The sequence below is a fragment of the Hydrogenophaga sp. L76 genome (assembly GCF_057654755.1).
In genome coordinates, this window is record NZ_CM172807.1 from 1,685,613 (window position 1) to 1,706,698 (window position 21,086).

Annotated in this window: 20 protein-coding genes; 6 read left to right on the top strand and 14 right to left on the bottom strand. The window is 66.9% G+C overall.

What is annotated here, in order from left to right:
- From AC23D4_RS07975 to AC23D4_RS08040, 14 genes are all read right to left on the bottom strand, one after another.
- Nucleotides 1-1,059: a 4Fe-4S binding protein gene (locus tag AC23D4_RS07975; RefSeq protein WP_472889580.1), complete on the bottom strand. Its 1,059-nt coding sequence runs from the start codon at nucleotides 1,057-1,059 to the stop codon at nucleotides 1-3.
- Nucleotides 1,060-1,112: 53 nt separating this feature from the next.
- Nucleotides 1,113-1,925 (bottom strand): CbbQ/NirQ/NorQ/GpvN family protein, encoded by an 813-nt coding sequence (locus AC23D4_RS07980; protein ID WP_472889579.1) that lies wholly within the window; start codon nucleotides 1,923-1,925, stop codon nucleotides 1,113-1,115.
- 19 nt (nucleotides 1,926-1,944) lie between these two features.
- Entirely contained in the window at nucleotides 1,945-3,396 is a 1,452-nt protein-coding gene (locus AC23D4_RS07985; RefSeq protein ID WP_472889578.1) for a cbb3-type cytochrome c oxidase subunit I, read from the bottom strand.
- Nucleotides 3,397-3,410: 14 nt separating this feature from the next.
- The gene (locus AC23D4_RS07990; RefSeq protein WP_472889577.1) at nucleotides 3,411-3,845 is read right to left on the bottom strand and encodes a c-type cytochrome; all 435 of its coding nucleotides are present in this window, start codon (nucleotides 3,843-3,845) and stop codon (nucleotides 3,411-3,413) included.
- Between the two features lie 110 nt (nucleotides 3,846-3,955).
- On the bottom strand, nucleotides 3,956-4,231 hold the full coding sequence (locus AC23D4_RS07995) for a cytochrome C oxidase subunit IV family protein (RefSeq protein WP_472889576.1): 276 nt from the start codon (nucleotides 4,229-4,231) through the stop codon (nucleotides 3,956-3,958).
- An 11-nt stretch (nucleotides 4,232-4,242) separates the two neighbouring features.
- The gene (locus AC23D4_RS08000; RefSeq protein ID WP_472889575.1) at nucleotides 4,243-4,929 is read right to left on the bottom strand and encodes a cytochrome c oxidase subunit 3; all 687 of its coding nucleotides are present in this window, start codon (nucleotides 4,927-4,929) and stop codon (nucleotides 4,243-4,245) included.
- 2 nt (nucleotides 4,930-4,931) lie between these two features.
- A complete protein-coding gene (locus AC23D4_RS08005; protein WP_472889633.1) occupies nucleotides 4,932-6,467 on the bottom strand; it encodes a cytochrome D1 domain-containing protein in 1,536 nt (511 codons plus the stop codon).
- A gap of 73 nt (nucleotides 6,468-6,540) precedes the next feature.
- Nucleotides 6,541-7,818, bottom strand: a complete 1,278-nt coding sequence (nirJ, locus tag AC23D4_RS08010) for a heme d1 biosynthesis radical SAM protein NirJ (RefSeq protein ID WP_472889574.1) — start codon at nucleotides 7,816-7,818, stop codon at nucleotides 6,541-6,543.
- 15 nt (nucleotides 7,819-7,833) lie between these two features.
- Nucleotides 7,834-8,316 carry a siroheme decarboxylase subunit beta gene (ahbB, locus tag AC23D4_RS08015; RefSeq protein ID WP_472889573.1) on the bottom strand — a complete coding sequence of 161 codons (483 nt, stop codon included), beginning with the start codon at nucleotides 8,314-8,316 and terminating at the stop codon, nucleotides 7,834-7,836.
- Entirely contained in the window at nucleotides 8,303-8,803 is a 501-nt protein-coding gene (locus AC23D4_RS08020) for an Lrp/AsnC family transcriptional regulator (protein ID WP_472889572.1), read from the bottom strand. The genes ahbB (AC23D4_RS08015) and AC23D4_RS08020 overlap by 14 nt, the downstream gene beginning before the upstream one ends.
- Nucleotides 8,787-9,794 carry a siroheme decarboxylase subunit beta gene (gene ahbB / locus AC23D4_RS08025; RefSeq protein WP_472889571.1) on the bottom strand — a complete coding sequence of 336 codons (1,008 nt, stop codon included), beginning with the start codon at nucleotides 9,792-9,794 and terminating at the stop codon, nucleotides 8,787-8,789. The genes AC23D4_RS08020 and ahbB (AC23D4_RS08025) overlap by 17 nt, the downstream gene beginning before the upstream one ends.
- 98 nt (nucleotides 9,795-9,892) lie before the next feature.
- Nucleotides 9,893-11,167, bottom strand: a complete 1,275-nt coding sequence (locus AC23D4_RS08030) for a cytochrome D1 domain-containing protein (protein WP_472889570.1) — start codon at nucleotides 11,165-11,167, stop codon at nucleotides 9,893-9,895.
- Nucleotides 11,164-11,511: a c-type cytochrome gene (locus AC23D4_RS08035; protein ID WP_472889569.1), complete on the bottom strand. Its 348-nt coding sequence runs from the start codon at nucleotides 11,509-11,511 to the stop codon at nucleotides 11,164-11,166. The genes AC23D4_RS08030 and AC23D4_RS08035 overlap by 4 nt, the downstream gene beginning before the upstream one ends.
- Nucleotides 11,512-11,633: 122 nt before the next feature.
- Nucleotides 11,634-13,355, bottom strand: a complete 1,722-nt coding sequence (locus tag AC23D4_RS08040) for a cytochrome D1 domain-containing protein (protein ID WP_472889568.1) — start codon at nucleotides 13,353-13,355, stop codon at nucleotides 11,634-11,636.
- A gap of 211 nt (nucleotides 13,356-13,566) precedes the next feature.
- Here AC23D4_RS08040 and cobA point away from each other — a divergent pair, with 211 nt between their 5' ends.
- The 6 genes from cobA (at nucleotide 13,567) to AC23D4_RS08070 (ending at nucleotide 20,895) form a co-directional block, all read left to right on the top strand.
- Nucleotides 13,567-14,421 (top strand): uroporphyrinogen-III C-methyltransferase, encoded by an 855-nt coding sequence (cobA, locus tag AC23D4_RS08045; protein ID WP_472889567.1) that lies wholly within the window; start codon nucleotides 13,567-13,569, stop codon nucleotides 14,419-14,421.
- Between the two features lie 119 nt (nucleotides 14,422-14,540).
- A complete protein-coding gene (locus AC23D4_RS08050) occupies nucleotides 14,541-15,833 on the top strand; it encodes a nitrate- and nitrite sensing domain-containing protein (protein WP_472889566.1) in 1,293 nt (430 codons plus the stop codon).
- Nucleotides 15,834-16,198: 365 nt separating this feature from the next.
- A complete protein-coding gene (locus AC23D4_RS08055; protein WP_472889565.1) occupies nucleotides 16,199-17,476 on the top strand; it encodes a CmpA/NrtA family ABC transporter substrate-binding protein in 1,278 nt (425 codons plus the stop codon).
- Nucleotides 17,477-17,622: 146 nt separating this feature from the next.
- A complete protein-coding gene (ntrB, locus tag AC23D4_RS08060) occupies nucleotides 17,623-18,558 on the top strand; it encodes a nitrate ABC transporter permease (RefSeq protein WP_472889564.1) in 936 nt (311 codons plus the stop codon).
- Nucleotides 18,555-19,367 (top strand): ABC transporter ATP-binding protein, encoded by an 813-nt coding sequence (locus tag AC23D4_RS08065; protein WP_472889563.1) that lies wholly within the window; start codon nucleotides 18,555-18,557, stop codon nucleotides 19,365-19,367. The genes ntrB and AC23D4_RS08065 overlap by 4 nt, the downstream gene beginning before the upstream one ends.
- 313 nt (nucleotides 19,368-19,680) lie before the next feature.
- On the top strand, nucleotides 19,681-20,895 hold the full coding sequence (locus AC23D4_RS08070; protein ID WP_472889562.1) for an MFS transporter: 1,215 nt from the start codon (nucleotides 19,681-19,683) through the stop codon (nucleotides 20,893-20,895).
- Nucleotides 20,896-21,086 lie beyond the last annotated feature (191 nt).

The window sequence follows — 21,086 nt, forward strand, 5'->3', positions numbered from 1 at the left end:
TCAATGCTCCGTTTCCGTCACTGCCAGCGCAGAACCCGCATCCGGCGCACGCCGCAGAACCGTCTTCGCCGGGTTGCTGGTGGGCACCCCACTCCCCGGGGCGACGGCGCGAAGCGGCGCGGGAGCGTGTTCGCGTTCCAGTTCGGCCTTGCGTTGGCGCAGGGTTTCGCGCACCGCGTCGGCGCCGAGCTTCCACTCCAGCAGCGGTTCGCGCGCTTGTGCGGTCTGGGTTTCATCGCAGGCGTCCAGACACTGGCCGCACTGCACACAGGAGAACATCATGCGTTTGATGTTGCGCGGGTGCAGGCGCATCGGGCAGCCGTTGTCGCAGGCCGTGCCGCCGGGGTACGCCGCCGTGCTGCAGGTGCGGCAGTCGCGCGCGTGCTCGCGATCGAACGCGACCACCATGCCTTTGGGATTCGCCATCCAGACCAGACTCTGGAAAAGCCCCACGGCGCAACCGAAGCGGCAGAACAGGTGGCGGGCGAAAGCAAACTCGGCCGTGAACACCACGGTGCCCAAGACGAGAAAACGCGCCTGGTTGGGCGTGAGCGTGCCCGCGAACAGGTTGCTCCAGAGGGTGGCGGGCGGCAGCAGGTAGCTCAGCAGCGTGATCGCCCAGATGAAACCGAAACCCAGGCACAGCGCGCCAAACACCGGCCACCAGCGGGCCGAGGGCTTTACCCCCGCGCGGGCGGTGCGGTGTTTGTCCCAGAAACTGAGCTTGCCGCAGGCGCGGTGCAGCGCGGTGTTGAGCGTCTCGACCAGGGTGAAGTGCGGGCAGAGCCAGCCGCAATACAGACGCCCGTAGCGCCAGGCCACGCCCAGAAAGGCCACAACCACCACGATGGCGGGCAGGAAGGCGCGCAGAAAAATGCGCATCGCGGCCTCGTTGGCGCTGATCTCGCCGGCCCTGAAAGCGTCGATGCCCAGGCTCCAGCGCTGCCCCAGAAACCAGAGCTGGGCTTCGTTGAGGTCGAAGCGCAGCAGGTTCAGCGCGGGCGCCAGCAGGAACAGGGCGAAGAAGCCGATTTGAAAGAAAAGACGGCGGCGTTGCATGGTGTGACAAACAGAGGAGGGAGCGCAACGCCGCCGCCGCAAAACAGGACGGGTTAACCGGTCGAGCCCATGACGGCCAACACCACCTCGTCCAGCGCGGCCGCGGTTTCGGCATCGTCGGTCAAGGCGTCCACGATCGCCGCGCGGCAGGCGGTCTGCAGCGGCAGGCCGCTGGCGACCAGGCGCGCGGCCATCACCAGCAGGCGGGTGCTCGCGGTTTCTTCGAGGTCGTGGTCGGTCAGGCGCCGCAGGGCCGTGGCCAGCCGCACCAGGCGATCGGCCAGCGCGGCATCCACGCCGGTTTCGGCTTCGATGATGGCGCGCTCCACGGCCGGCTCCGGGTAGCCGAAGGTCAGGGCGATGAAGCGCTGGCGCGTGCTCGGCTTCAGGCTCTTGAGCAGGTTCTGGTAACCCGGGTTGTAGCTGATGACCAGCATGAATCCGGGTGGCGCCACCAGCTGTTCGCCGGTACGTTCGATCGGCAGCACGCGCCGGTCGTCGGCCAGCGGGTGCAGCACCACCGTGGTGTCCTTGCGGGCTTCGACCACCTCGTCGAGGTAGCAGATGGCGCCACTGCGCACGGCGCGGGCCAGCGGCCCGTCGGCCCACACCGTGCCCTGCTCGCCGATCAGGTGGCGGCCCACGAGGTCGGCCGCGCTCAGATCGTCGTGGCAGCTCACGGTGATGAGTGGCCGGCCCAGTCGGGCCGCCATGTGCTCCACGAAGCGCGTCTTGCCGCAGCCTGTGGGGCCCTTGATGAGCACCGGCAGGCGCTGGCGGAAGGCGTGCCCGAAGAGCGCCACCTCACCCGCCTGCTCGGCGTAGAACGGCACCTGTGCCAGGCGGTGGATGTCGCTGTGGTCCATGGTGTTCACCCGCTGGGTTTCAGGCGCGCTGGGCCGGGCGGGCGCCGAGCATGCCGCCACCGGAAGAGGTCACGGCCTTGTCGGTCAGCACGTGTTTGCCGCCGACGAAGAAGCTGGCGAAGTAGGTGAACTGGCCGAGCAGGAAGATCACGCCACCGGCCACGCGCACCCAGTAAAAGAGCGCCAGCTGGTCCTGCGTGGCCATGAAGCCCATGGCACCTTCGGTGGGCATGCGCTGCAGCCACACCTGCAGGATGCCGGCGCCGGTGAGGGCCAGCACCATGATGCTCATGCCGATGGTCATGATCCAGAAGCTCCACATCTCGTAGGCCTGGGCCTTCTGGCTGTTGGCAATGCGGCCGCGCAGCGTGGGCATGGCGTAGCTGATCAGCGTGATCACCACCAGCACATAGGCGCCGTAGAAAGCCAGGTGGCCGTGGGCGGCGGTGACTTGCGAGCCGTGGGTGTAGTAGTTGACCGGGCTCAGGGTGTGGGCGAAGCCCCACAGACCCGCACCCAGGAAACCCATGACGGCGGTCCCCAGGGCCCACAACACGGCGGCCTGGTTGGGGTGGTCGCGGCGACGGCGCTGCACCATGTTGAAGGCGAACACCGTCATCATGAAGAAGGGAATGGGCTCCATCGCCGAGAAGATCGAACCGATCCACTGCCAGTAACCCGGCAGACCGATGAAGAAGAAGTGGTGGCCCGTGCCCAGGATGCCGGTCATCAGCGCGAAGGCGATGATCACGTACAGCCACTTGTCGATCACTTCACGGTCCACGCCGGTGACCTTGATCAGCACATAGGCCAGCAACGCCCCCAGGATCAGCTCCCACACGCCTTCCACCCAGAGGTGCACCACGAACCACCAGTACATCTTGTCGCGCACCAGGTTTTCCGGGTTGACGAAGCTGAACAGGAAAAACAGCGCCAGGCCCCACAGCCCCATGAGCAGCACCACCGAGATGCTGGTCTTGCGGCCCTTGAGCACGGTCATGGTGACGTTGAACAGGAAGCCCAGCATCACGATCACGATGCCCACCTTGGTCGGCAGCGGCTGCTCCAGGAACTCGCGCCCCATGGTCTGCAGCAGGTCGTTGCCGGTGAGTTCGGCGAGCTTGGCGTAAGGCACCGTGAGGTAGCCCAGGATGGTCAGCGAGCCAGCCACCAGGAACACCCAGAACAGCAGCCTGGCGAGGAAGGGACTGTAGAGCTCGGTCTCCGACTCCTCGGGCACCATGTAATAGGCGGCACCCATGAAGCCGAACAACAGCCAGACGATCAGCAGGTTGGTGTGCACCATCCGTGCGATGTTGAACGGGATGTAGGGGAAGAACAGATCCCCGATCACGTATTGCAGGCCCAGCCCGATGCCGAACAGGATCTGGCCCGCGAACAGCGCCATGGCGGCGATGAAGTAGGGCTTGGAGACCGACTGGCTCTGGTATTTGAGTGTGGCGATGGTCATGTTGTTTTCTCCTCTCAACCTTCGATGTTCGGCGGCCAGTTTTCGGTGTTGATCTCGCCGGTCCATTTGAGGAACTCGACCAGGTCACCCAGCTGCTGCTCGCTCAGGTTGAACTGCGGCATCTGGCGGCGGTGCGGCGCGCCGGTGGGCTGCGCCTGCATCCAGACCTTGATGAAGTCGCCACCGCGGCGCTGGTAGACGTTGCCCAGCTCGGGGGCGAAGTACGCACCCTCGCCCAGCAGCGTGTGGCAGCCGATGCAGTTGCGCGTTTCCCAGATCTTCTTGCCCGCCACCACCGCGGGCGTGATGGCTTTGGCGTTGGAGCGCTCGGGGATACGGCTTTCCGTGTCGAACACGATCACCGCAAACAGCAGCGCGAAAAACACGCTGCCTCCGTAAAACATGTTGCGGGCCATCTGTTTGGTAAACCCGCTTTGACTCTGGCTCATGGAACCCTCCATCGGTTGGCGATGGCGGTATCCTCCTATTTTGCTCAGGTATCGTCCTTGAACTGGTTCAAGGAATGGCCGCAACAGCGGTGCCTGGGCTCAAAACGGCGTCAGGCCCGTGGCAGCAGACCAACCAGCAGAATCAGCCCGATCACCACCCCCAGCCAGCCCATCACCACGCGCCGCCACAACGCGGGGGCGGTGCGCAGTTCCATGTAATCGAGTGCGATCAGCGCACCCTTGAAGACGGAAAGTGCCAGCACCGCGAGCGTGGCCGCGGTGCCGAGCGACTGGCCGCTGACGACCGCGCCCTCGCCCAGCCACCAGCTCGCGGCTGTGGCCAGCACCAGCCCTGCGAACACGGTGTCTGCCTTGGTGAACCGCATGCCTTTCCCTTTCAACGGATGACGTAGACCAGCGGGAACAGCACCATCCACAGCAGGTCCACCATGTGCCAGAACACCGCGCCGGAAGCCGGCCCCATGTGGTTGACCCGGCCGTAGGCGCCGGCCCGCGCCTTGCGCCAGAGCAGCGTGAACACGATGGCGCCCACGACCACGTGCAGGAAATGGAAACCGGTGAGCAAGGTGTAGAGCAGCGTGAAGGCGTCGGTCGCCCAGTCGAATCCGGACCGCACCTTGTCCGCGAATTCGTGCGACTTGACCACCAGGAAGCCGATGGCGCCGGCGAGCGCGACCAGCAGCCAGTTCGCGCCCGCATTGCCCCGATCAGATGCAAAAGCCCGCACCGCGCGCACGGCCGCCCAGCTGGCCAGGACCAGCAGCAGGGTGTTGATCGCACCGGTGGACAGGTCCAGCGCCGACTGTCCCTGGGCGAACACGTCGGGCTGCCGCCAGCGCGCGAACGCGAACGACACGAACAGCAGGCCGAAAGTCAGCAGCTCGGCCAGCACCAGCAGCCAGACCACGCCGTCGCCGGCCAGGCGGGGTTCAACCGACAACGCGTCCGGAGCGCGGGCCCCATCCAGGGCCGCCGTGGAACCGGCTCCGCAGGGCCACTGGCTGCGTCCCCCTCCCGCAGGAGAGGGGGAAGACGCGAAGCGGCGCAGGGGGTGCTTCTTCATCTTCAATGCGAGGTACCTTCACTGCGGCTGATCTTGTTCCACACGTTGTACTTGCCGACCGGCTTGCTCATGGGCAGGCGCTGGACCTCCTTGAAGGTGGTCGCGTCGTAGACGATGAGCGCGCCGTCCATCTCCCACACGCTGGCCAGGGCGTACCTGCCGTCTTTCGTGAACTCGATGTGCGCGAGCGTCTTGCCCGGTTCGCGCACGCTGGCGACCGGCTGCAGCGTGGTCTTGTCGATGATGGTCAGGGTGTCCCTGGCGGTCGGGCTCATCATCGAATCGGTCCAGGCGTAGCGCGTGTTCTCGTGGCTGCGCATGAAAAAGCCCGGGCCGGGCGTGGGGATGGTGGCGACCGGTTTCCAGGTCTTCATGTCGATCACGTCAATCGCCCCGCCTTTCAGGTTCGGACTCGCCAGCACGGTGCTGCCGTTCCAGGCGAAGGTGATGCCCGAGCCCAGGTGCGGCATGCCGGCGATGGGCAGGTCGGCGATCTTTCGGCGCGCGTCGAGGTTGACGACCTGTGCGGTGGCAGCGCCGTCGGCCGACTTGGGCCGGGTGGCGCCGAGCACATGGCGGTAGCTCTGGTCGAAGAAGAAATCGTCCAGCGGTTCGTCCAGCGGCGTGCGGCGCACGCCGTGGAAGCCCGGCTTGGCGATCGCCTCGCCCATCTGGTAGTCGTGCACCAGGCCGTCGTAGATCGGCTCGGCCTGGGGGTTGTAGGAAATCTCCCAGAGTTCGGGAATGTCCTTCAGCGCGACCACGAAACTCTGGCGTGGCGTGGCGTCGTAGACGGCCGAGACGCGCGAGGTGGCCTTGCCGTCCAGCGTGGCGGCGGCGTAGGTCTTCTGCAGGTTCAGGTCGGCGTCGAACAGCACCACGCTGTGCGGCAGGTAGTTCGCGGCCATGACCCACTTCCCATCACCACTCACGGCCACGTTGCGCATGTTGAGTCCGGCGCGCACCTCGGCCACCACGCGCAGGCGCCAGAGGTCGTACTTGGTGATCCAGCCGTCGCGCGAGCCGAAGAACACGTAGCGGCCATCGGGCGTGAACTTGGGGCCGCCGTGCAGCGCGAAGCGGCTGGGGAAGCGGGTGATGACTTCGAATTTGTCGCCATCCAGCAGGCTGATGTGGTGGTCACCGCCCTCCACCACCACGAACAGGTTCATGGGGTCGGCGCTCCACAACGGCCTGGCGGCTTCGCCCGCGGGTGCAGGGTTGAAGCTGCGCGAGGCGCGGATGTCCGCCTCGGCCCACACGGGCGCGGGTGACACCGGTGTGCGGATGTGCGCGGCGAGCGCGGCGATGTCGGCAGCGCTCAGCTTCTCGGCAAAACCCGGCATCTGCGTGGCGGTGCGACCGTGCGTGATGACCGTCAGCGCCTCGGCCGGGCGCAGGCGCGCCAGGCTTTCCGGCAGCAGCGCCGGGCCCATGGCACCGGTGCGCTGCTCGCCGTGGCAGGCGGCGCAGTGCTGGGTGTAGAGCGCGGCGGCATTCGGCGTGGTGGTCTGTGCGCCGGCCATGTCCACCCCCATCCAGCACAGGCCCAGCACCAGCGTGGCGCGGGCGACATTGGCCAGCGCTGCGGTGGCACGTTGCTTGATCGGATCAGACATGGCTGGCCTCCTGACGCAGGATGTGGACCTTGCGGAACGGTGTGAGCGCGAGCCGGTCGGCATCGCTCCCGGCCACGGCGCCGATCTCTTCGTCGGTGAGGTAACAGCCCGGGTCTTCGGCCCAGGGATTGCCGGTGAGCTGCTGGGCGCGCGTTCGGGTGTTGCCGCCGCAGAGGGCGAAGTGCTGGCAACTGGCGCAGCGGCCTTCGACCGGCCGCGGAAACGCCTTCAGGCCCGCCATCAGCGGTTCGCTGGTGTCGCTCCAGATCTGTGAGAACGGGCGCTGGCGCACATCGCCGATCGTGTGGTGCCACCACATGGTGTCGGGGTGCACATGGCCGAGGTTGTCGATGTTGGCCACGTTGACGCCGCTGCTGTTGCCGCCCCAGGCCACCAGGCGTTCACGCAGCGCGTCGGCCCAGCGCGGAAAGCGGGCCTGCACCCACTGCAGCAGGTAGGGACCGTCGGCGTCGTTGTTGCCGGTCACGTACTCCTCGTCCAGCCCGCGGCGGGCGGCGTCCCAGGCGCGTTCGTACAGCAGGTCGAGCGCCTCGCGCGTGGCCAGGTGCTGCACGTCCTGGCCGCGGTGGATGTTGCCGCGGCCGGCGTAGTTGAGGTGTGAGAAATAGAACTTGTCCACCCGCTCGGTGCGCATCAGGTCCAGCAGCGGCGCGAAGTCGTGCGCGTTGAGCGCGGTCATGGTGTAGCGCAGACCCACCTTGACGCCACGGGCGTGCAGCAGGCGCACCGCCGCGAGGCTGCGGTCAAATGCGCCGTCGAGCCGGCGGAACTTGTCGTGGATTTCGCGCAGGCCGTCCAGGCTGATGCCGACGTAGTCGAAGCCGGTGGCGGCTATTCGGTCGGCCATGGGTGCGTCGATCAGCGTGCCGTTGGTGGACAGGCCGGTGTAGAAGCCCATCGCGCGCGAGCGTTCCGCGATGTCGAAGATGTCGGGCCGCATCAGCGGCTCGCCACCGGAGAGGATGAGCACCGGCACGCGGTAGGTCTTGAGGTCGTCCATGACGGTGAACACCTCGTCGCGCGAGAGCTCACCCGTGTACTCGTGATCGGCGGACAGTGCGTAACAATGCTTGCAGGTCAGATTGCAGCGACGGATCAGGTTCCAGATCACGACCGGACCGGGCCGTTGACCCGCCGCCACGCGGGCGTCCTTGCCGGGCTGCTGGCGCACGCGGGGCGCGGGCGTCGGATACTGGCCGGTGCGCTCGGCTTCGGCGATCTCGCGCATGTACTGGCTGATGCGAAACATGGTGAGGCTTTCGTTTCAGGATTCGGTCAACCGCAGGCCTGTCTTTTTCAGGATCGCGGTCGAATACAGGATGTCGTGGGCGCGGCAGGCACCGCCCAGCAAGACGGCAATCTCTTGCGCCTGCTGTTCGACTTCTTCGCGCGAGCGGCCGTGCAGCATGGCGAAGAGGTTGTAAGACCAGACCGGCAAGCGCCTCGGTCGGCGGTAGCAGTGGCTGACAAAGGGCAGCCGGCCGATGCGTTCACCGAGTTGATCGACCACCTCGTCGGCCACGTCCCACACGCTCATGCCGTTGGCGGTGAAGCCCAGGCGGTAGTGGTTGGGCACGGCGCCGATGCGGCGGATCAGGCCCGCGTCCAGCATGGCCTGCAGGCGCTCGCGCACCTGCTCACCGCTGATGCCCAGCGTGGCGCCCACAGCCTCGTAGGGCCGCGGCACCAGGGGCAAACCGGCCTGGGTGGCGCGGATCAGGCGGCGGTCGAGTTCATCGAGGGCCATGGGCGCCTCCTTCGAACAGAGGCAGTTTCAGTTCCACAAAGAACTCGCGCTCTTTGGGGAAGGCATACACCGGCAAACCGGTCGCGATCTCGATCTGTGCGATCACCCGCTGAATGACATCCGCCGACTCGACCGCCAGCACGAACCACATATTGAGCGGCGTCGCGCCGGGCTGGTCCGGGTGCGCCGATTCGCGGCGGTAGTTGTGGGCCACCTCGTTCATCGCGTCCAGCTGTTGCACCACGGCGTCGAAGCGTTCTTCGGGCACGGCCAGGGCGGCCAGGACGAAACGGCCACCGGCGCGTTCGATCTGGAACAGCGGGCCGAAACGGGTCAGGTCGCCGTGCGACAGCAGGTGCTGCAGGCGTTCGATCACCGCGTCTTCGCTGCAGCCGAGCTGCACGGCCACGTCGGCAAACGGCCGGTCGCTCAGCGGAAAGCCGCCGTGCAAGAAGCTGACCAGGCGGGCGTCATCCGTCGAGAGCATGGGACACCTCCTGGGTGGGCAGCGGCAGCGCACGGAACCGGTGTGCGCCGGTCTGCTTGAAGCGGCGGGTGGAAAACAGCACGGTGCGCCGGTGGCCAGCCAATCCCGCGGCGGCCACCACGCGGTCGATCACGCCCTGCACCAACGTGCGGTCGGTGCCGTGCACCATGCAATACAGGTTGTAGGGCCACGGCCCGGCGCGCTCGCGCCGGTAGGCCAGGGTCACGCCGGGCTGGCGCGCCAGCGCCTCGCCGCACGCATCCACCTGTTCATCGGGCACGTCGAACACGGTCATGGCGTTGGCGGCAAAGCCCAGCTCGTGATGCCGCACCACGACGCCGAAACGTTTGAGCGTGCCGGCGTCCAGCCAGTGCTGCAGCGTGTAGAGCACATCCACCACCGACCGGCCGGTTCTTTCGGCCCAGGTGTCGAAGGGGTGCGCCGTGATGGGCAGCCCCGCTTCAACCTGTTCGGCCAGTGGCCGGTCGGCCGGCGCAATGGGATCGGCCCCGCCGCTGGACGCGCGCATGGGCCGCACGGCGGTGCTGTGGCGCAGGTCGAAACCGAGGTCGATGCGGTAGGCGCGCTGCATGCGCAGGCGCAGCGCAGGCAGACCCGTGGCCTGTTCCAGCGACAACAGGGCCGCTTCCACGGCCGGCGCGTCGCGCCCGGTCATCACGAACCAGAGGTTGAAGGCGTGCTCGCGCTCGTAGTTGTGGTTCACGCCGGGGTGGGCCGACACGGTGGCCGACACCGCGGCCATGCGCTCGGCGGGCACCGCCATGGCGGCGAGCAAGGCCGCGCCACCGGCCCCAGGGGCAAAGACCCCGCCGATGCGGCTGATGGCACCTTCGCGCTGCAGCCGCTCGCAGGCTGCGAGCACGTCCGCCTCGCGCAGGTCCAGCGCCTGGGCGATGTGAGCGAACGGCTCGCGCACCAGCGGGAAGCCGTGTTGCCAGGGATTGAGCAAGGCCATATCGGCTGCGCTCATCGGGAAGGAAGAGGCATCGCGCGCGTTCACTGGACTGCCCTCCGTGCTGCGCACTGCGGGGCTGAACGCCTTCGGGACGGCCGGGCGGCGCTCATGGCTCAGAACCCCACCCGCGCGGCGCGCGCGGTGAAGAAGATGCCACTGGGCGCGGGCACATCGAGCCGCGCACGGGTGGCAAAGCTCTGCGTGTCGACGATGCTCACGCGGTTGTCGTCGCGGCTGCTGATCCACACCGCTTCACCGCGCGGCGTGAACTCCATGTGCAGCACGGCCTTGCCGGGCTCCAGCGTCTGCACGATCTGCTGGCTCTGCGTGTCGATGACCTGCACGCGGTGGTAATCGGGCACGGAGAAGTTCACCCACACCTGCCGGCCATCGGGCCGCGCCATCACGAACACCGGCTGGCCGGCCACGGGGATGCGGCCGACTTCGGCCCAGGTCTCGGTGTCGACCACCAGCACCTCGTGGCGGCCGATGGCGGGCAGGTAGGCGCGGCGCCCGGCCACGGCCCAGCCGCGCAGGTGCGGCATCTTGTAGACCGGCAGCGGATCCTGGCCCTTGCCGTAACCGCCGAGGATGCGCTGGACCTTGGGCTGACAAGGAAACGCCGGGCCGCCCCAAGTTTCCTTGCCCCCCTCGGGGGGCGGGCTGGGCGCAGCCCTGACCTGGGGGCAATCTTCTGCCCAGAGGTCGATCATGGCCAGACCGTCTTCGCCGAACAGGCCGGCGATGTAGTGGCGGCCGTTGGGCGTGACCAGCGCGTCGTAGGGCTGGCGGCCGATGTTCTCGAACTTCTGTGTCTTGGGGTGGCGTGGGTCCGAACAGTCGGTGACCCAGATCGCGTTGGCGTCGAACAGGCTGTAGGCGAAACGCCGGCCGGGCAGATCGACCAGGCCAACCACGCGAGAGAGTTTTCCGGGACCGTACTCGGCGGGGATGTCGGCCAGCAGTTCCAGCGTGCGCGCGTCGAACACCTTCACGCCGCCGGGCGTGTAGTTCTGTGCCGCCACCAGCGAGCCGTCGGCGCTGATCGCGCCGCCGATGGAATTGCCCGCCTGCATCACGCGACGGGTGATGCGGCGCTCCAGCAGGTTGACCTGGGTGAGGCCACCATCGCGCCCGAACACGTAGGCGAACAGGCCGTCGCGCGAGAACACCACCGAGGCGTGCGAGAGGTCGCCCAGGTCGGGCACCTTGCCGATCAGCACCTGGGCCGTGGTGTCCACGAGGTAGAGCGTGCCGTTGGCGCGGCCAATGACCACGCCGAGGTCGCCGGTGCCGCGTTGCACGGGCGCGGCGCAGCCGGCGAGGCCGCCGAGCGCGGCAAAAGAAGACAGGGTGGCCGCAGTGGCCAGCCATGTGCGGCGTTTCATGGTGCTTTCACCATTTCTTCAGGAAAACCCTGTTGCAGGCGTTGTGCGATCCAGCGCGCCTCGGGCTCGCTGAGCATCGCCCGCCAGGGCGGCATGGGGGTGCCGGGCCGCCCGTGAAAGATCACGGCGGACAGGCTGTCAATAGGGAAATCGGCCAGCGCCGCCGGTGTCAGGGCCGGGCCCAGTCCACCGGTCAGGCGCATGCCGTGGCAGGACCCGCAGTCCTGCCGGACCATGCGCACCAGCACCGCCGACCGCGCTGCATCCGGCTCACCTGCAGGCTGCGCAGACGCAGCAAAAGCAGGAGACACCAGCAACAGAGAAAGCAGAAAACGAAGGTTCATGGCCATCAAAAGACTCACAACAACGAAGTGACTTCACCCAGGGCCCCGTGGAACCGGCTTTGCCGGGCCACCAGGGCCGTCCCCCCTCAGGGGGGAAGCCGCGTCAGCGGCGCAGGGGGGAGTCAATACACGTCGTTTTGCGTGTTGTGCACGTTGAAGTGGCCCGTCGGCGTGATCAGGCGCGGGTCCTTGATCACGGCCTTGAGCTTGAGCGTCTTGTCGTCGACGATGACCAGCGCGCTCTCCTTGTTCTTGGCACTCCAGACCGCGAACCAGACCTCGTCGCCCGCCTTGTTGAACTCGGGCTGCACGACGCGCTTGGCGCCGTCGTCCTTGATGCCCGCCCACTCGGCGATCGGCAGCACGACAAAGCCCTTCTCCAGGTTGTTGATGTCGTACACCGCGACCGATTGCGAGATCTTCGGATCGGGGTTCAGCGGCGTGTCCGAATACAGGTGCTTGCTCTTCGGATGGCTCTTGATGAACAGCGCACCGCCGCCTTGACCCGTCAGGGTCTGCACCACTGTCCAGGCTTGCTTGGGGTGTTTCACCGGATCGGTGCCGATCAGGGCGATGGTTTCATCGCCCAGGTGGCCGGTGGACCAGACGGGGCCGAACTTCGGATGGATGAAGTTCGCACCGCGGCCCGGATGGGGAATCTTGCCCACGTCGATCAGCTTGGTGAGCTTGCCTTCCTTGAGGTCGACCGCAGCGATCTTGTTGCTGTTGTTGGCCGCCACCATGAAGTAGCGCTTGGAGGAATCGAGGCCGCCGTCGTGCAGGAAGCGCGCGGTGCCGATGGTGGTGACCTTCAGCGCGTCGATGTTGGAGTAGTCCACCAGCAGGGTCTGGCCGGTTTCCTTCACGTTCACCACGAACTCGGGCTTGTAGTGGCTGCCCACGATGGAGGCCACGCGCGGCTCGGGGTGGTACTCCTGCTTGTCCACCGTCACGCCGCGGGTCGAGACGATCTTCAGCGGCTCCAGCGTGTCGCCGTTCATGATCACGAATTGCGGCGGCCAGTACGAACCAGCAATGGCGTACTTGTCTTCGAAGCCCTTGTACTTGCTGGTTTCCACCGAGCGCGCTTCGAGGCCGGTGCGGATCTCGGCCACGTTGTCGGGGGTCGCCATCCAGAGGTCGATCATGTTGATCTTGGCGTCGCGCCCGATCACGAACAGGTAGCGCCCGGACGCCGAGGTGCGCGAGATGTGCACCGCGTAGCCGGTCTTGACGATGTTGATGATCTTCTTGGTGTCGCCGTCGATCAGCGCCACTTCACCGGTGTCGCGCAGCGTGGTGCTGAAGATGTTGGCGATGTTGTAGTTGTTCATCTTCCTGGTGGGCCGCTTCTCGGGCGGCACGATCACCTTCCATGTCGCCTTCATCTCCTCCATGCCGAACTCGGGTGGGGTCGGTGGCTCGTGCTGGATGTAGCGCGCCATCATGTCCACTTCCTTATCGGTCATCTCGCCGCTGGTCTGCCAGTTCGGCATGCCGGCCGGCGAGCCGTAGGCGATGAAGACCTTCAGGTATTCGGTGCCCTTGCCGACCGTGATGTCGGGTGTGAGTGCCTTGCCGGTGGCGCCCTTGCGCAGCACGCCGTGGCAGCCGGCGCAACGCTCGAAATACACCTTGCGCGCCACATCGAACTCGGCCTGCGTCATGGGCGGCGCCTTCGGGTTCACGCTCTGCACCATGGGCTCGTCGCCGATGGGCGAGCTGCCCGCCTGGTAATTCGATTCCGGCTGACTGAGGTGCTTCTTGTCCTGGGCGTGCAGGCCGCCGGCAACCAGCATGGCCGCCATCGCGAGCGAGCTCAGGATGATCTTGGTGGGTTTCATGGGTTTTCTCTCTCCGTCTTGGATCAGCTGTGGATGTGGCCCTCTGCCCTCCCGGGGTGTCAGACCCGCTCGCCTGGCTGCTGTCCATCGCCGGTCAACGAGCTGCGCCCATCGTCGGGCGGCGCGTGGGCCCTGTCCTTGAACCAGTTCAAGGACGTTGGCTTTCTGCCTGACAACAATGAACGCCAGACAACACCCAGGAGAGAGCCCCATGAGCGTGATGGAACACAGCCACTGGCTGGCGCCCGGCTGGCCCGGGGACGGCACGGCAACGGACGACCGCCCACCCGGCCTGGTGACCCTGGTGGGCGCCGGCCCCGGCGACCCCGAACTGCTCACCCTGAAAGCGGTGAAGGCCCTGCAGGCTGCGAAACTGGTGCTTTACGACCACCTGGTGAGCCCGGCCGTGCTCGACTTCCTGCCGCCCGGTGCCGACCGCGTGTATGTGGGCAAGGAATCGTCGCGCCACACCCTGCCCCAGGCCTCGATCATCGAACTCATGCTGCGGCTCGCACGCAGCGGGCGCGCGGTGCTGCGCCTCAAGGGCGGCGACGGCTACATCTTTGGCCGCGGCGGCGAAGAAGCCCAGGCGCTGGCAGCGGCCGGCATCCCCTTCACCGTCGTGCCCGGGCTCACCGCCGCGCAGGGCGCGGCCGCGTCGGTGGGCATACCGCTGACCCACCGCGACCACGCCTGTGCGCTGGTGTTGGCCACCGGCCACACGCGCGACGAGCGCGGCCTCGACATGGACTGGCCCATGCTCGCGCGCCCGCGCCAGACCGTGGTGCTCTACATGGGCGTGAACAACCTGCCCGAGATCTGCCGCCAGCTCATCGCCCACGGCCTGCGGGGCGACACACCGGCGGCGCTGGTGGAAAAGGCCACCCTGCCCGACGAGCGCTGCATCACCGGCACCCTGGCCGATCTGCCCCAGCTGGCGCTGAGCCACGGCGTGAAGCCCCCGGCCCTGATCATGGTGGGCGGCGTGGTGGGCCTGCGCGCGCAGCTGATGCCGGGTGCCGCGCTGGCCCGGATCCCACGCGAAAGCGAAGCCGCCCAGGCCTGACACCGCAGGCACCCCGGCCTGCGGGACCATCGGATACTGTCCGGGCCTGGCAGCCCGGCTCGCGCTGAAAGCCGCGCCTCTGCGGCGAACGGCACAGTTATTGCTGATCCGATTCCAGCATGACCCCCTCCGCCCTGCCCCTCAAATCGGGCCTGAACTTCCTCATCGCCGCCAAGCGCTGCGAGATCGACGCGCTGCGCCAGCTCGCACTCACCAGCGCGCTGGTGAACGTGACCGGCCGGCTGGTGCATGGCCTGCAGCGCGAGCGCGGCCTGTCCAACCTGTTCCTCGGCTCACAGGGCACCCGCTTTGCCGAACCACGCCAGCAGCAGATCGCCGAATGCCGGGCCACCGAAGCCGAGCTGCGCTGCTGCTTTGACAGCCTCGACACCCAGGCCGCCCACCTCGGCCACGGCGCGCGCCTGTTCAGCCGCATCGCCTACGTGCTGCACGGGCTCGACGCCCTGCCCGCCCTGCGCGAGCGCATCGACACCCAGGCCTGGACGGCGCGCGAAACCACCGAAGCCTACGTGCGCCTGATCGCCGGCCTGATCGCAGTGGTGTTCGAGGCCGCCGACAGCGCCAGCGACCCCGCCATCTCGCGCCATCTGGTGGCGCTGTTCAACTTCATGCAGGGCAAGGAGTTCGCCGGCCAGGAGCGCGCTGCCGGCTCGGCCCTGTATGCCAGCGGCCGTGCCGACAGCGCCGGGCAGCAGCGCCTGCTGCACCTGATCGACTCGCAGGAGCGTTGCCTGCAGGTGTTCAAGGAATTCGCCAGCGACGAACTCGCCACGCTCTGGGCCACCGCCGACCAGGACACCGTGGCCGCCCGGGCCGAACTCGAGCGCATGCGCCGCGTGCTCTGCACCGCCGCCGACGGCAGCCCGATCGACGCCAACCAGAGCCAGCCCTGGTTCGACTGCTGCAGCCTGCGCATGGACCGCATGAAAACGGTCGAGGACCGGCTCGCCGACAGCCTGCAGCGCCTGTGCGAGCACAAGACCCAGGCCGCCCTGGCCGAGCTGAAGGCCTTCGAGGGCATCCACCCGGCCGCCGTGCAACCCGAAGACGCGCTCTCGTTCTTCCACGACCCGGTGCCCGACCACGTGAGCGGCCCCGGCCCGGCGCAGGGCTATGGCGTGCAGCTTGACCGCTCCATCCTCGATCTGGTGCAGGACCAGTCGCGCCGCCTGCAGGCCATCAGCGACGAACTCGACACCGTGCGCGCCAGCCTCAACGAACGCAAGCTGGTCGAACGCGCCAAGGGCCTGCTGATGGCACACCGCAACCTGAGCGAGGCCGAGGCCCACAAGACCCTGCGCCAGATGGCCATGAACCAGAACCGCCGCCTCATCGACGTGGCCGAAGCGGTGCTGTCCATGGCCGAGGTGCTGCCCGATCGGCGGCGCTGAAACCACGCGCTGTGCTGCAGCGCACAAAACCCGTGCCGCACCCCGCCGGTGCACCAAGCTGAGGCCCCCAACGCACCGGAACTTCACCGCGCTGGCGGCCGATCCGACACCAGCCACGTGCCCTGAAATGCCATTTTGTCCTTGAATAACAAGCTTCTTCGGGTTCCGACACGGTAGATGCCTTTCTTCTGGCACGGTCCCTGCTTGATAAAACGCAAAGGGTGAGCGCCAATGGCGGCGCGATCCCGAAGTCTCCCGAGACACACAGGACAACGGCGTCCATTTCAAGCCCGCACCAAGCTGGGCTGGAAATGGGCGCCGTTTTGTTTTTGGCCACCGCTTTTTTCTTCAGCAAGGAGTTGGACATGACCGCAAGCAGCACCACCCCCACCGTGGCGACCGTGCCCGAGACCCCGGCACCGGCCTCGCGCCGCGCCTTCATCAAGAAGGGTGCGGCCACCGCCACCTTCTTCTCCACCCTGGGCCACAGCGGCGTCTGGGCCGCCGGCTCCGACGCACCGGAAAAGACCGAGGTCAAGATCGGTTTCATTCCCCTGACCGACTGCGCCAGCGTGGTGATGGCTTCGGTGCTGGGCTTCGACAAGAAGTACGGCGTGAAGATCATCCCCAGCAAGGAAGCCAGCTGGGCCGGCGTGCGCGACAAGCTGGTCAACGGCGAGCTCGACTTCGCCCACGTGCTCTACGGCCTGGTCTACGGCGTGCACATGGGCACCGCCGGCCCCAAGAAAGACATGGCCGTGCTGATGAGCCTGAACAACAACGGCCAGGCCATCACGCTGAGCAAAGCACTGGCCGACAAGGGCGCCGTGGACGGCCCGTCGCTGGCCAAGTTCATGGCCGCCAACAAGCGCGACTACACCTTTGCCGGCACCTTCCCCACCGGCACGCACGCCATGTGGATGCACTACTGGCTGGCCGCCGCGGGCATCAACCCGATCTCGGGTGCGCGCCTGATCACCGTGCCTCCGCCGCAGATGGTGGCCAACATGCGCATCGGCAACATGGACGGCTTCTGCGTCGGTGAGCCCTGGAACCACCGCGCCATCATGGACGGCGTGGGCGTGACCGCCAACACCACGCAGGACATCTGGCGCGACCACCCCGAGAAGGTGCTGGGCACCACGGCCGAGTTCACCAAAAAGTACCCCAACACCACGCGCGCCGTGATGATGGCCGTGCTCGAAGCCAGCCGCTGGATCGACGCCGGCCTGCAGAACAAGATGAAGATGGCCGAGACCGTGGCGCAGAAGTCCTACATCAACACCGGTGTGGACGCGATCAACCAGCGCATCCTGGGCCGCTACCAGAACGGCATGGGCAAGACCTGGGACGACCCGAACCACATGAAGTTCTTCAACGACGGCAAGGTCAACTTCCCCTACCTGTCCGACGGCATGTGGTTCCTCACGCAGCACAAGCGCTGGGGTCTGATCAAGAGCCACCCCGACTACCTCGGCATCGCCAAACAGATCAACCAGATTGACCTCTACAAGTCGGTCGCCAGCGCCATGGGCATCAGCGTGCCCAAGGACCCGATGCGCAGCAGCAAGCTGATGGACGGCATCGTGTGGGACGGCAAAGACCCCGCGAAGTACGCCGATGGCTTCGCGATCAAAGCGTAACCCCCCGCGCCGGCCTTCGGCCGTCACCCCCCAAGGGGGCAACGCTGGCGGCCCGGCAAAGCCGGTTCCGCGGCGTTCTGGGTTGAAGGCCTCTCGCTCGCTTGAAGGCATCTCTCTCTTCGCTCTGCACTGAAAGGAAACCCACCATGGTCAGCGCCGTTTTTCACTCCCCGCTGGAGGCCATCGCGCCGCCCGCCACGTCCCATGCCAGCCCCATTGGAAAAGCCATGAGCCCACCCAAGACCGAAGCCCCCGCTGCACCCGCCGCGGTCAGCGCCCGGCCATCGGCCGCGAGCCGCGATTTCCGCGGTTTCTGGATGGCGGTGTTGCCGCCCGTGCTGGGTCTGGCCTGCCTGGTGCTGGTCTGGCAACTGATCGCCAGCACCGGCAACACCGGCATCCCCAAACCCCTGGAAACGTGGGCGCAGGCCGTCACGGTGTTTTCTGACCCGTTCTACAGCAACGGCCCCAACGACCAGGGCGTGGGCTGGAACGTGCTGGCCTCGCTGCAGCGCGTGGCCATCGGCTTCGGTCTGGCCGCAGCGGTCGGCATTCCCGCCGGCTTCGCCATCGGGCGCTTCGAGTTTTTGAGCCGCATGTTCAACCCGCTCATCAGCCTGCTGCGCCCGGTCTCGCCGCTGGCCTGGCTGCCGATCGGCCTGCTGGTGTTCAAGGGCGCCGACCCGGCCGCCATCTGGACCATCTTCATCTGCTCCATCTGGCCCATGATCATCAACACCGCGGTGGGCGTGCAGCGCGTGCCGCAGGACTACATGAACGTGGCCCGCGTGCTCAACCTGAGCGAATGGAAGATTTTCACCAAGATCCTGTTCCCCGCCGTGCTGCCCTACCTGCTGACCGGTGTGCGCCTCGCGGTGGGCACGGCCTGGCTGGTGATCGTCGCCGCCGAGATGCTGACCGGCGGCGTGGGCATCGGCTTCTGGGTCTGGGACGAGTGGAACAACCTCAATGTCTCCAGCATCATCATCGCGATCTTCGTCATCGGCATCGTCGGACTGCTGCTCGAATTCGCCCTGATCAAAATCGCCACCCTGTTTACGTTTGAAGAGGTGAAGTCATGAGCAACAGCAACGAAGCGAGGTACATCGACATCCAGGGCGTCGAGCAGACCTTCAAGACCAAGAAGGGCCTGTTCCCCGCACTCAAGGACATCAACCTCACGGTCGCCAAGGGCGAGTTCGTGGCGCTGATCGGCCACTCGGGTTGCGGCAAGTCCACCCTGCTCAACCTGATCGCCGGCCTGACCACACCCACCAGCGGTGTGCTGCTCTGCGCCGACCGCGAGATCGCCGGCCCCGGCCCGGAGCGCGCGGTGGTGTTCCAGAACCACTCGCTGCTGCCCTGGCTCACCTGCTACGAGAACGTCTTCCTGGCGGTCGAGCGCGTGTTCAGCCGCACCGAAACCCGCATCCAGATGAAGGTGCGCACCGACGCCGCGCTGGCCCTGGTGGGCCTGACCGCCGCCGCGCAGAAACGCCCCGGTGAAATCTCCGGCGGCATGAAGCAGCGCGTGGGCATTGCCCGGGCGCTGTCGATGGAACCCAAGGTGCTGCTGATGGACGAACCCTTCGGCGCGCTGGATGCACTGACCCGCGCCAAGCTGCAGGACGAACTGCTCGACATCGTGGCCCGCACGAACAGCACGGTGGTGATGGTCACGCACGACGTGGACGAGGCCGTGCTGCTGTCCGACAAGATCGTGATGTTGACCAACGGCCCCGCCGCCACCATCGGCGAGGTGCTGCACGTGGACCTGCCGCGCCCGCGCAACCGCGTGGCCCTGGCCGACGATCCGCGATACCAGCACCACCGCAAGGCCGTGATCGACTTTCTCTACACGCGCCAGGCGCACGTGGAAAAGGCGGCTTGAACTGGCACGCGGCCCGCGCCGCACCCAACCCAAAAAGGGGCATGCTTTGTGGCATGCCCCTTTTCTTTGCGCCGCCGGCTCCTCGCGACACAAGCTTGGTGCACAGCGGGCCATCCGCACCCCTTGAAACGCCCCGGGATCGGGCATGAAATCTGCTTGATACAAGCAAGGCTAACGAAGGCCTTTTCAGTTGCAGCAGACGGCCGGCTCCGGCCGCCTGGCGCACCCCAAACACCGCACCCGGCCGTCTGGCCCGGACGCTCTGCGGCCTGGGTTTCCATCCCCTCCCACCTCTCTCTCAAAGGTTCACGCCATGGCGGGTTTCCGTACGTTCCTGAAAAGCGGGCACACACCGACGCTGTTTGCAGCGTTCTTCTACCTCACGTTCTCGTTCGTGATCTGGGTCATGAACGGCGCCATGGCGCCCTTCATCAGCGAGGAGTTCAACCTCACGCCGGCCCAGAAAGGCCTGCTGCTGTCCATCCCCATCGTGGCAGGCGCGATCATGCGGTTCCCGCTCGGCCTGCTGGCGCAATACGTCGGCCGCAAGACCGCCACCCTGGTCGAGCTGGCGCTGATCTGCTTCACGATGGCGTACGGCTACTTCTTCGTGCAGAGCTACGACGACATGCTCAAGATGGCCTTGCTGCTGGGCGTGGCCGGCGCCAGCTTCGGCGTGGCCATGTCGCTGGGCTCGGGCTGGTACCCGCCCAAGTACAAAGGCCTGGCCATGGGCCTGGTGGGCGCGGGCAACGCCGGCACCGCCATCGCCGCGCTGCTGGCGCCGCCGCTGGCGCAGGCCTACGGCTGGCAGACGGTGTACGGCTTCGCCGCCATCGCCTCGGTCGTGCCCATGCTGGTGGTGGCCTTCATGGCCAAGGAGCCGCCCGACCGCGATCAACACGCCAAGATCAAAGACCACCTGGCCTGCCTGCTGGAGAAAGACGGCTGGGTCTTCAGCCTGATTTACGTCGTCACCTTCGGCGGCTTCATCGGCATCACCACCTTCCTGCCCACCTACTACTACGACCAGTTCGGCGTGAGCAAGGTGCAGGCCGGTCAGCTCACCATGCTCGCCGCGCTGATGGGCGCCGTGGTGCGCATCTTCGGCGGCTGGATCTCCGACCACTGGGGCGGCGTCAACACGCTGACCGTGGTGCTGGTCGTGGTGTCGGTCGCGCTGGTGGGCGTGGGCCTGTCGTCGCACTCCATCGTGCTGACCACGCTGCTGCTGATCGTCTGCTTCGCCGCGCTGGGCGCAGGCAACGGTGCGCTGTTCCAGCTGGTGCCGCTGCGCTGGCCCATGTCCACCGCCGTGGCCGGCTCCATGATCGGCGAGATCGGCGCGCTGGGCGGCGGCCTCGTGCCGGCCATGATGGGCCAGTCCAAACAGCACACCGACAGCTTCCTCTCCGGCTTCGTGATCATGGCGGTGTTCTCGGTGCTGATGCTGGGCGTGATGCGCACGATGCAGGTGCGCTGGACACGCACGTGGGCAGAAAAGGGAGGCCGCGCGCGCAGCGCGTGATCTGCGCAGAAGACAAGGTGCGCAGCACCTGGCCGCCCTTTCGTCGCAGGCTAACTTCGCGCAGCGAAGTTAAGCCCGCTTCAGCGGGCGGCCGAAGACACAAGGGGGGGCGTGCACGCACGGCCTGAGGAATACCGCTCCGTTGGCTTGCGGTTAAATTGCACGGGTTCGCGCCGCAACACGGCGGCGCG

Coding starts and splice junctions, on each gene's coding strand:
- nirJ (WP_472889574.1), bottom strand. CDS start 7,818: ATGTTTCGCATCAGCCAGTACATGCGCGAGATCGCCGAAGCCGAGCGC.
- AC23D4_RS07975 (WP_472889580.1), bottom strand. CDS start 1,059: ATGCAACGCCGCCGTCTTTTCTTTCAAATCGGCTTCTTCGCCCTGTTC.
- AC23D4_RS08000 (WP_472889575.1), bottom strand. CDS start 4,929: ATGAAGAAGCACCCCCTGCGCCGCTTCGCGTCTTCCCCCTCTCCTGCG.
- AC23D4_RS08005 (WP_472889633.1), bottom strand. CDS start 6,467: ATGGGGGTGGACATGGCCGGCGCACAGACCACCACGCCGAATGCCGCC.
- AC23D4_RS08070 (WP_472889562.1), top strand. CDS start 19,681: ATGGCGGGTTTCCGTACGTTCCTGAAAAGCGGGCACACACCGACGCTG.
- cobA (WP_472889567.1), top strand. CDS start 13,567: ATGAGCGTGATGGAACACAGCCACTGGCTGGCGCCCGGCTGGCCCGGG.
- AC23D4_RS07985 (WP_472889578.1), bottom strand. CDS start 3,396: ATGACCATCGCCACACTCAAATACCAGAGCCAGTCGGTCTCCAAGCCC.
- ahbB (WP_472889573.1), bottom strand. CDS start 8,316: ATGGCCCTCGATGAACTCGACCGCCGCCTGATCCGCGCCACCCAGGCC.
- AC23D4_RS08040 (WP_472889568.1), bottom strand. CDS start 13,355: ATGAAACCCACCAAGATCATCCTGAGCTCGCTCGCGATGGCGGCCATG.
- AC23D4_RS08065 (WP_472889563.1), top strand. CDS start 18,555: ATGAGCAACAGCAACGAAGCGAGGTACATCGACATCCAGGGCGTCGAG.
- AC23D4_RS07980 (WP_472889579.1), bottom strand. CDS start 1,925: ATGGACCACAGCGACATCCACCGCCTGGCACAGGTGCCGTTCTACGCC.
- AC23D4_RS08035 (WP_472889569.1), bottom strand. CDS start 11,511: ATGAACCTTCGTTTTCTGCTTTCTCTGTTGCTGGTGTCTCCTGCTTTT.
- AC23D4_RS08055 (WP_472889565.1), top strand. CDS start 16,199: ATGACCGCAAGCAGCACCACCCCCACCGTGGCGACCGTGCCCGAGACC.
- AC23D4_RS07990 (WP_472889577.1), bottom strand. CDS start 3,845: ATGAGCCAGAGTCAAAGCGGGTTTACCAAACAGATGGCCCGCAACATG.
- AC23D4_RS08030 (WP_472889570.1), bottom strand. CDS start 11,167: ATGAAACGCCGCACATGGCTGGCCACTGCGGCCACCCTGTCTTCTTTT.
- AC23D4_RS08050 (WP_472889566.1), top strand. CDS start 14,541: ATGACCCCCTCCGCCCTGCCCCTCAAATCGGGCCTGAACTTCCTCATC.
- ntrB (WP_472889564.1), top strand. CDS start 17,623: ATGGTCAGCGCCGTTTTTCACTCCCCGCTGGAGGCCATCGCGCCGCCC.
- AC23D4_RS07995 (WP_472889576.1), bottom strand. CDS start 4,231: ATGCGGTTCACCAAGGCAGACACCGTGTTCGCAGGGCTGGTGCTGGCC.
- AC23D4_RS08020 (WP_472889572.1), bottom strand. CDS start 8,803: ATGCTCTCGACGGATGACGCCCGCCTGGTCAGCTTCTTGCACGGCGGC.
- ahbB (WP_472889571.1), bottom strand. CDS start 9,794: ATGAGCGCAGCCGATATGGCCTTGCTCAATCCCTGGCAACACGGCTTC.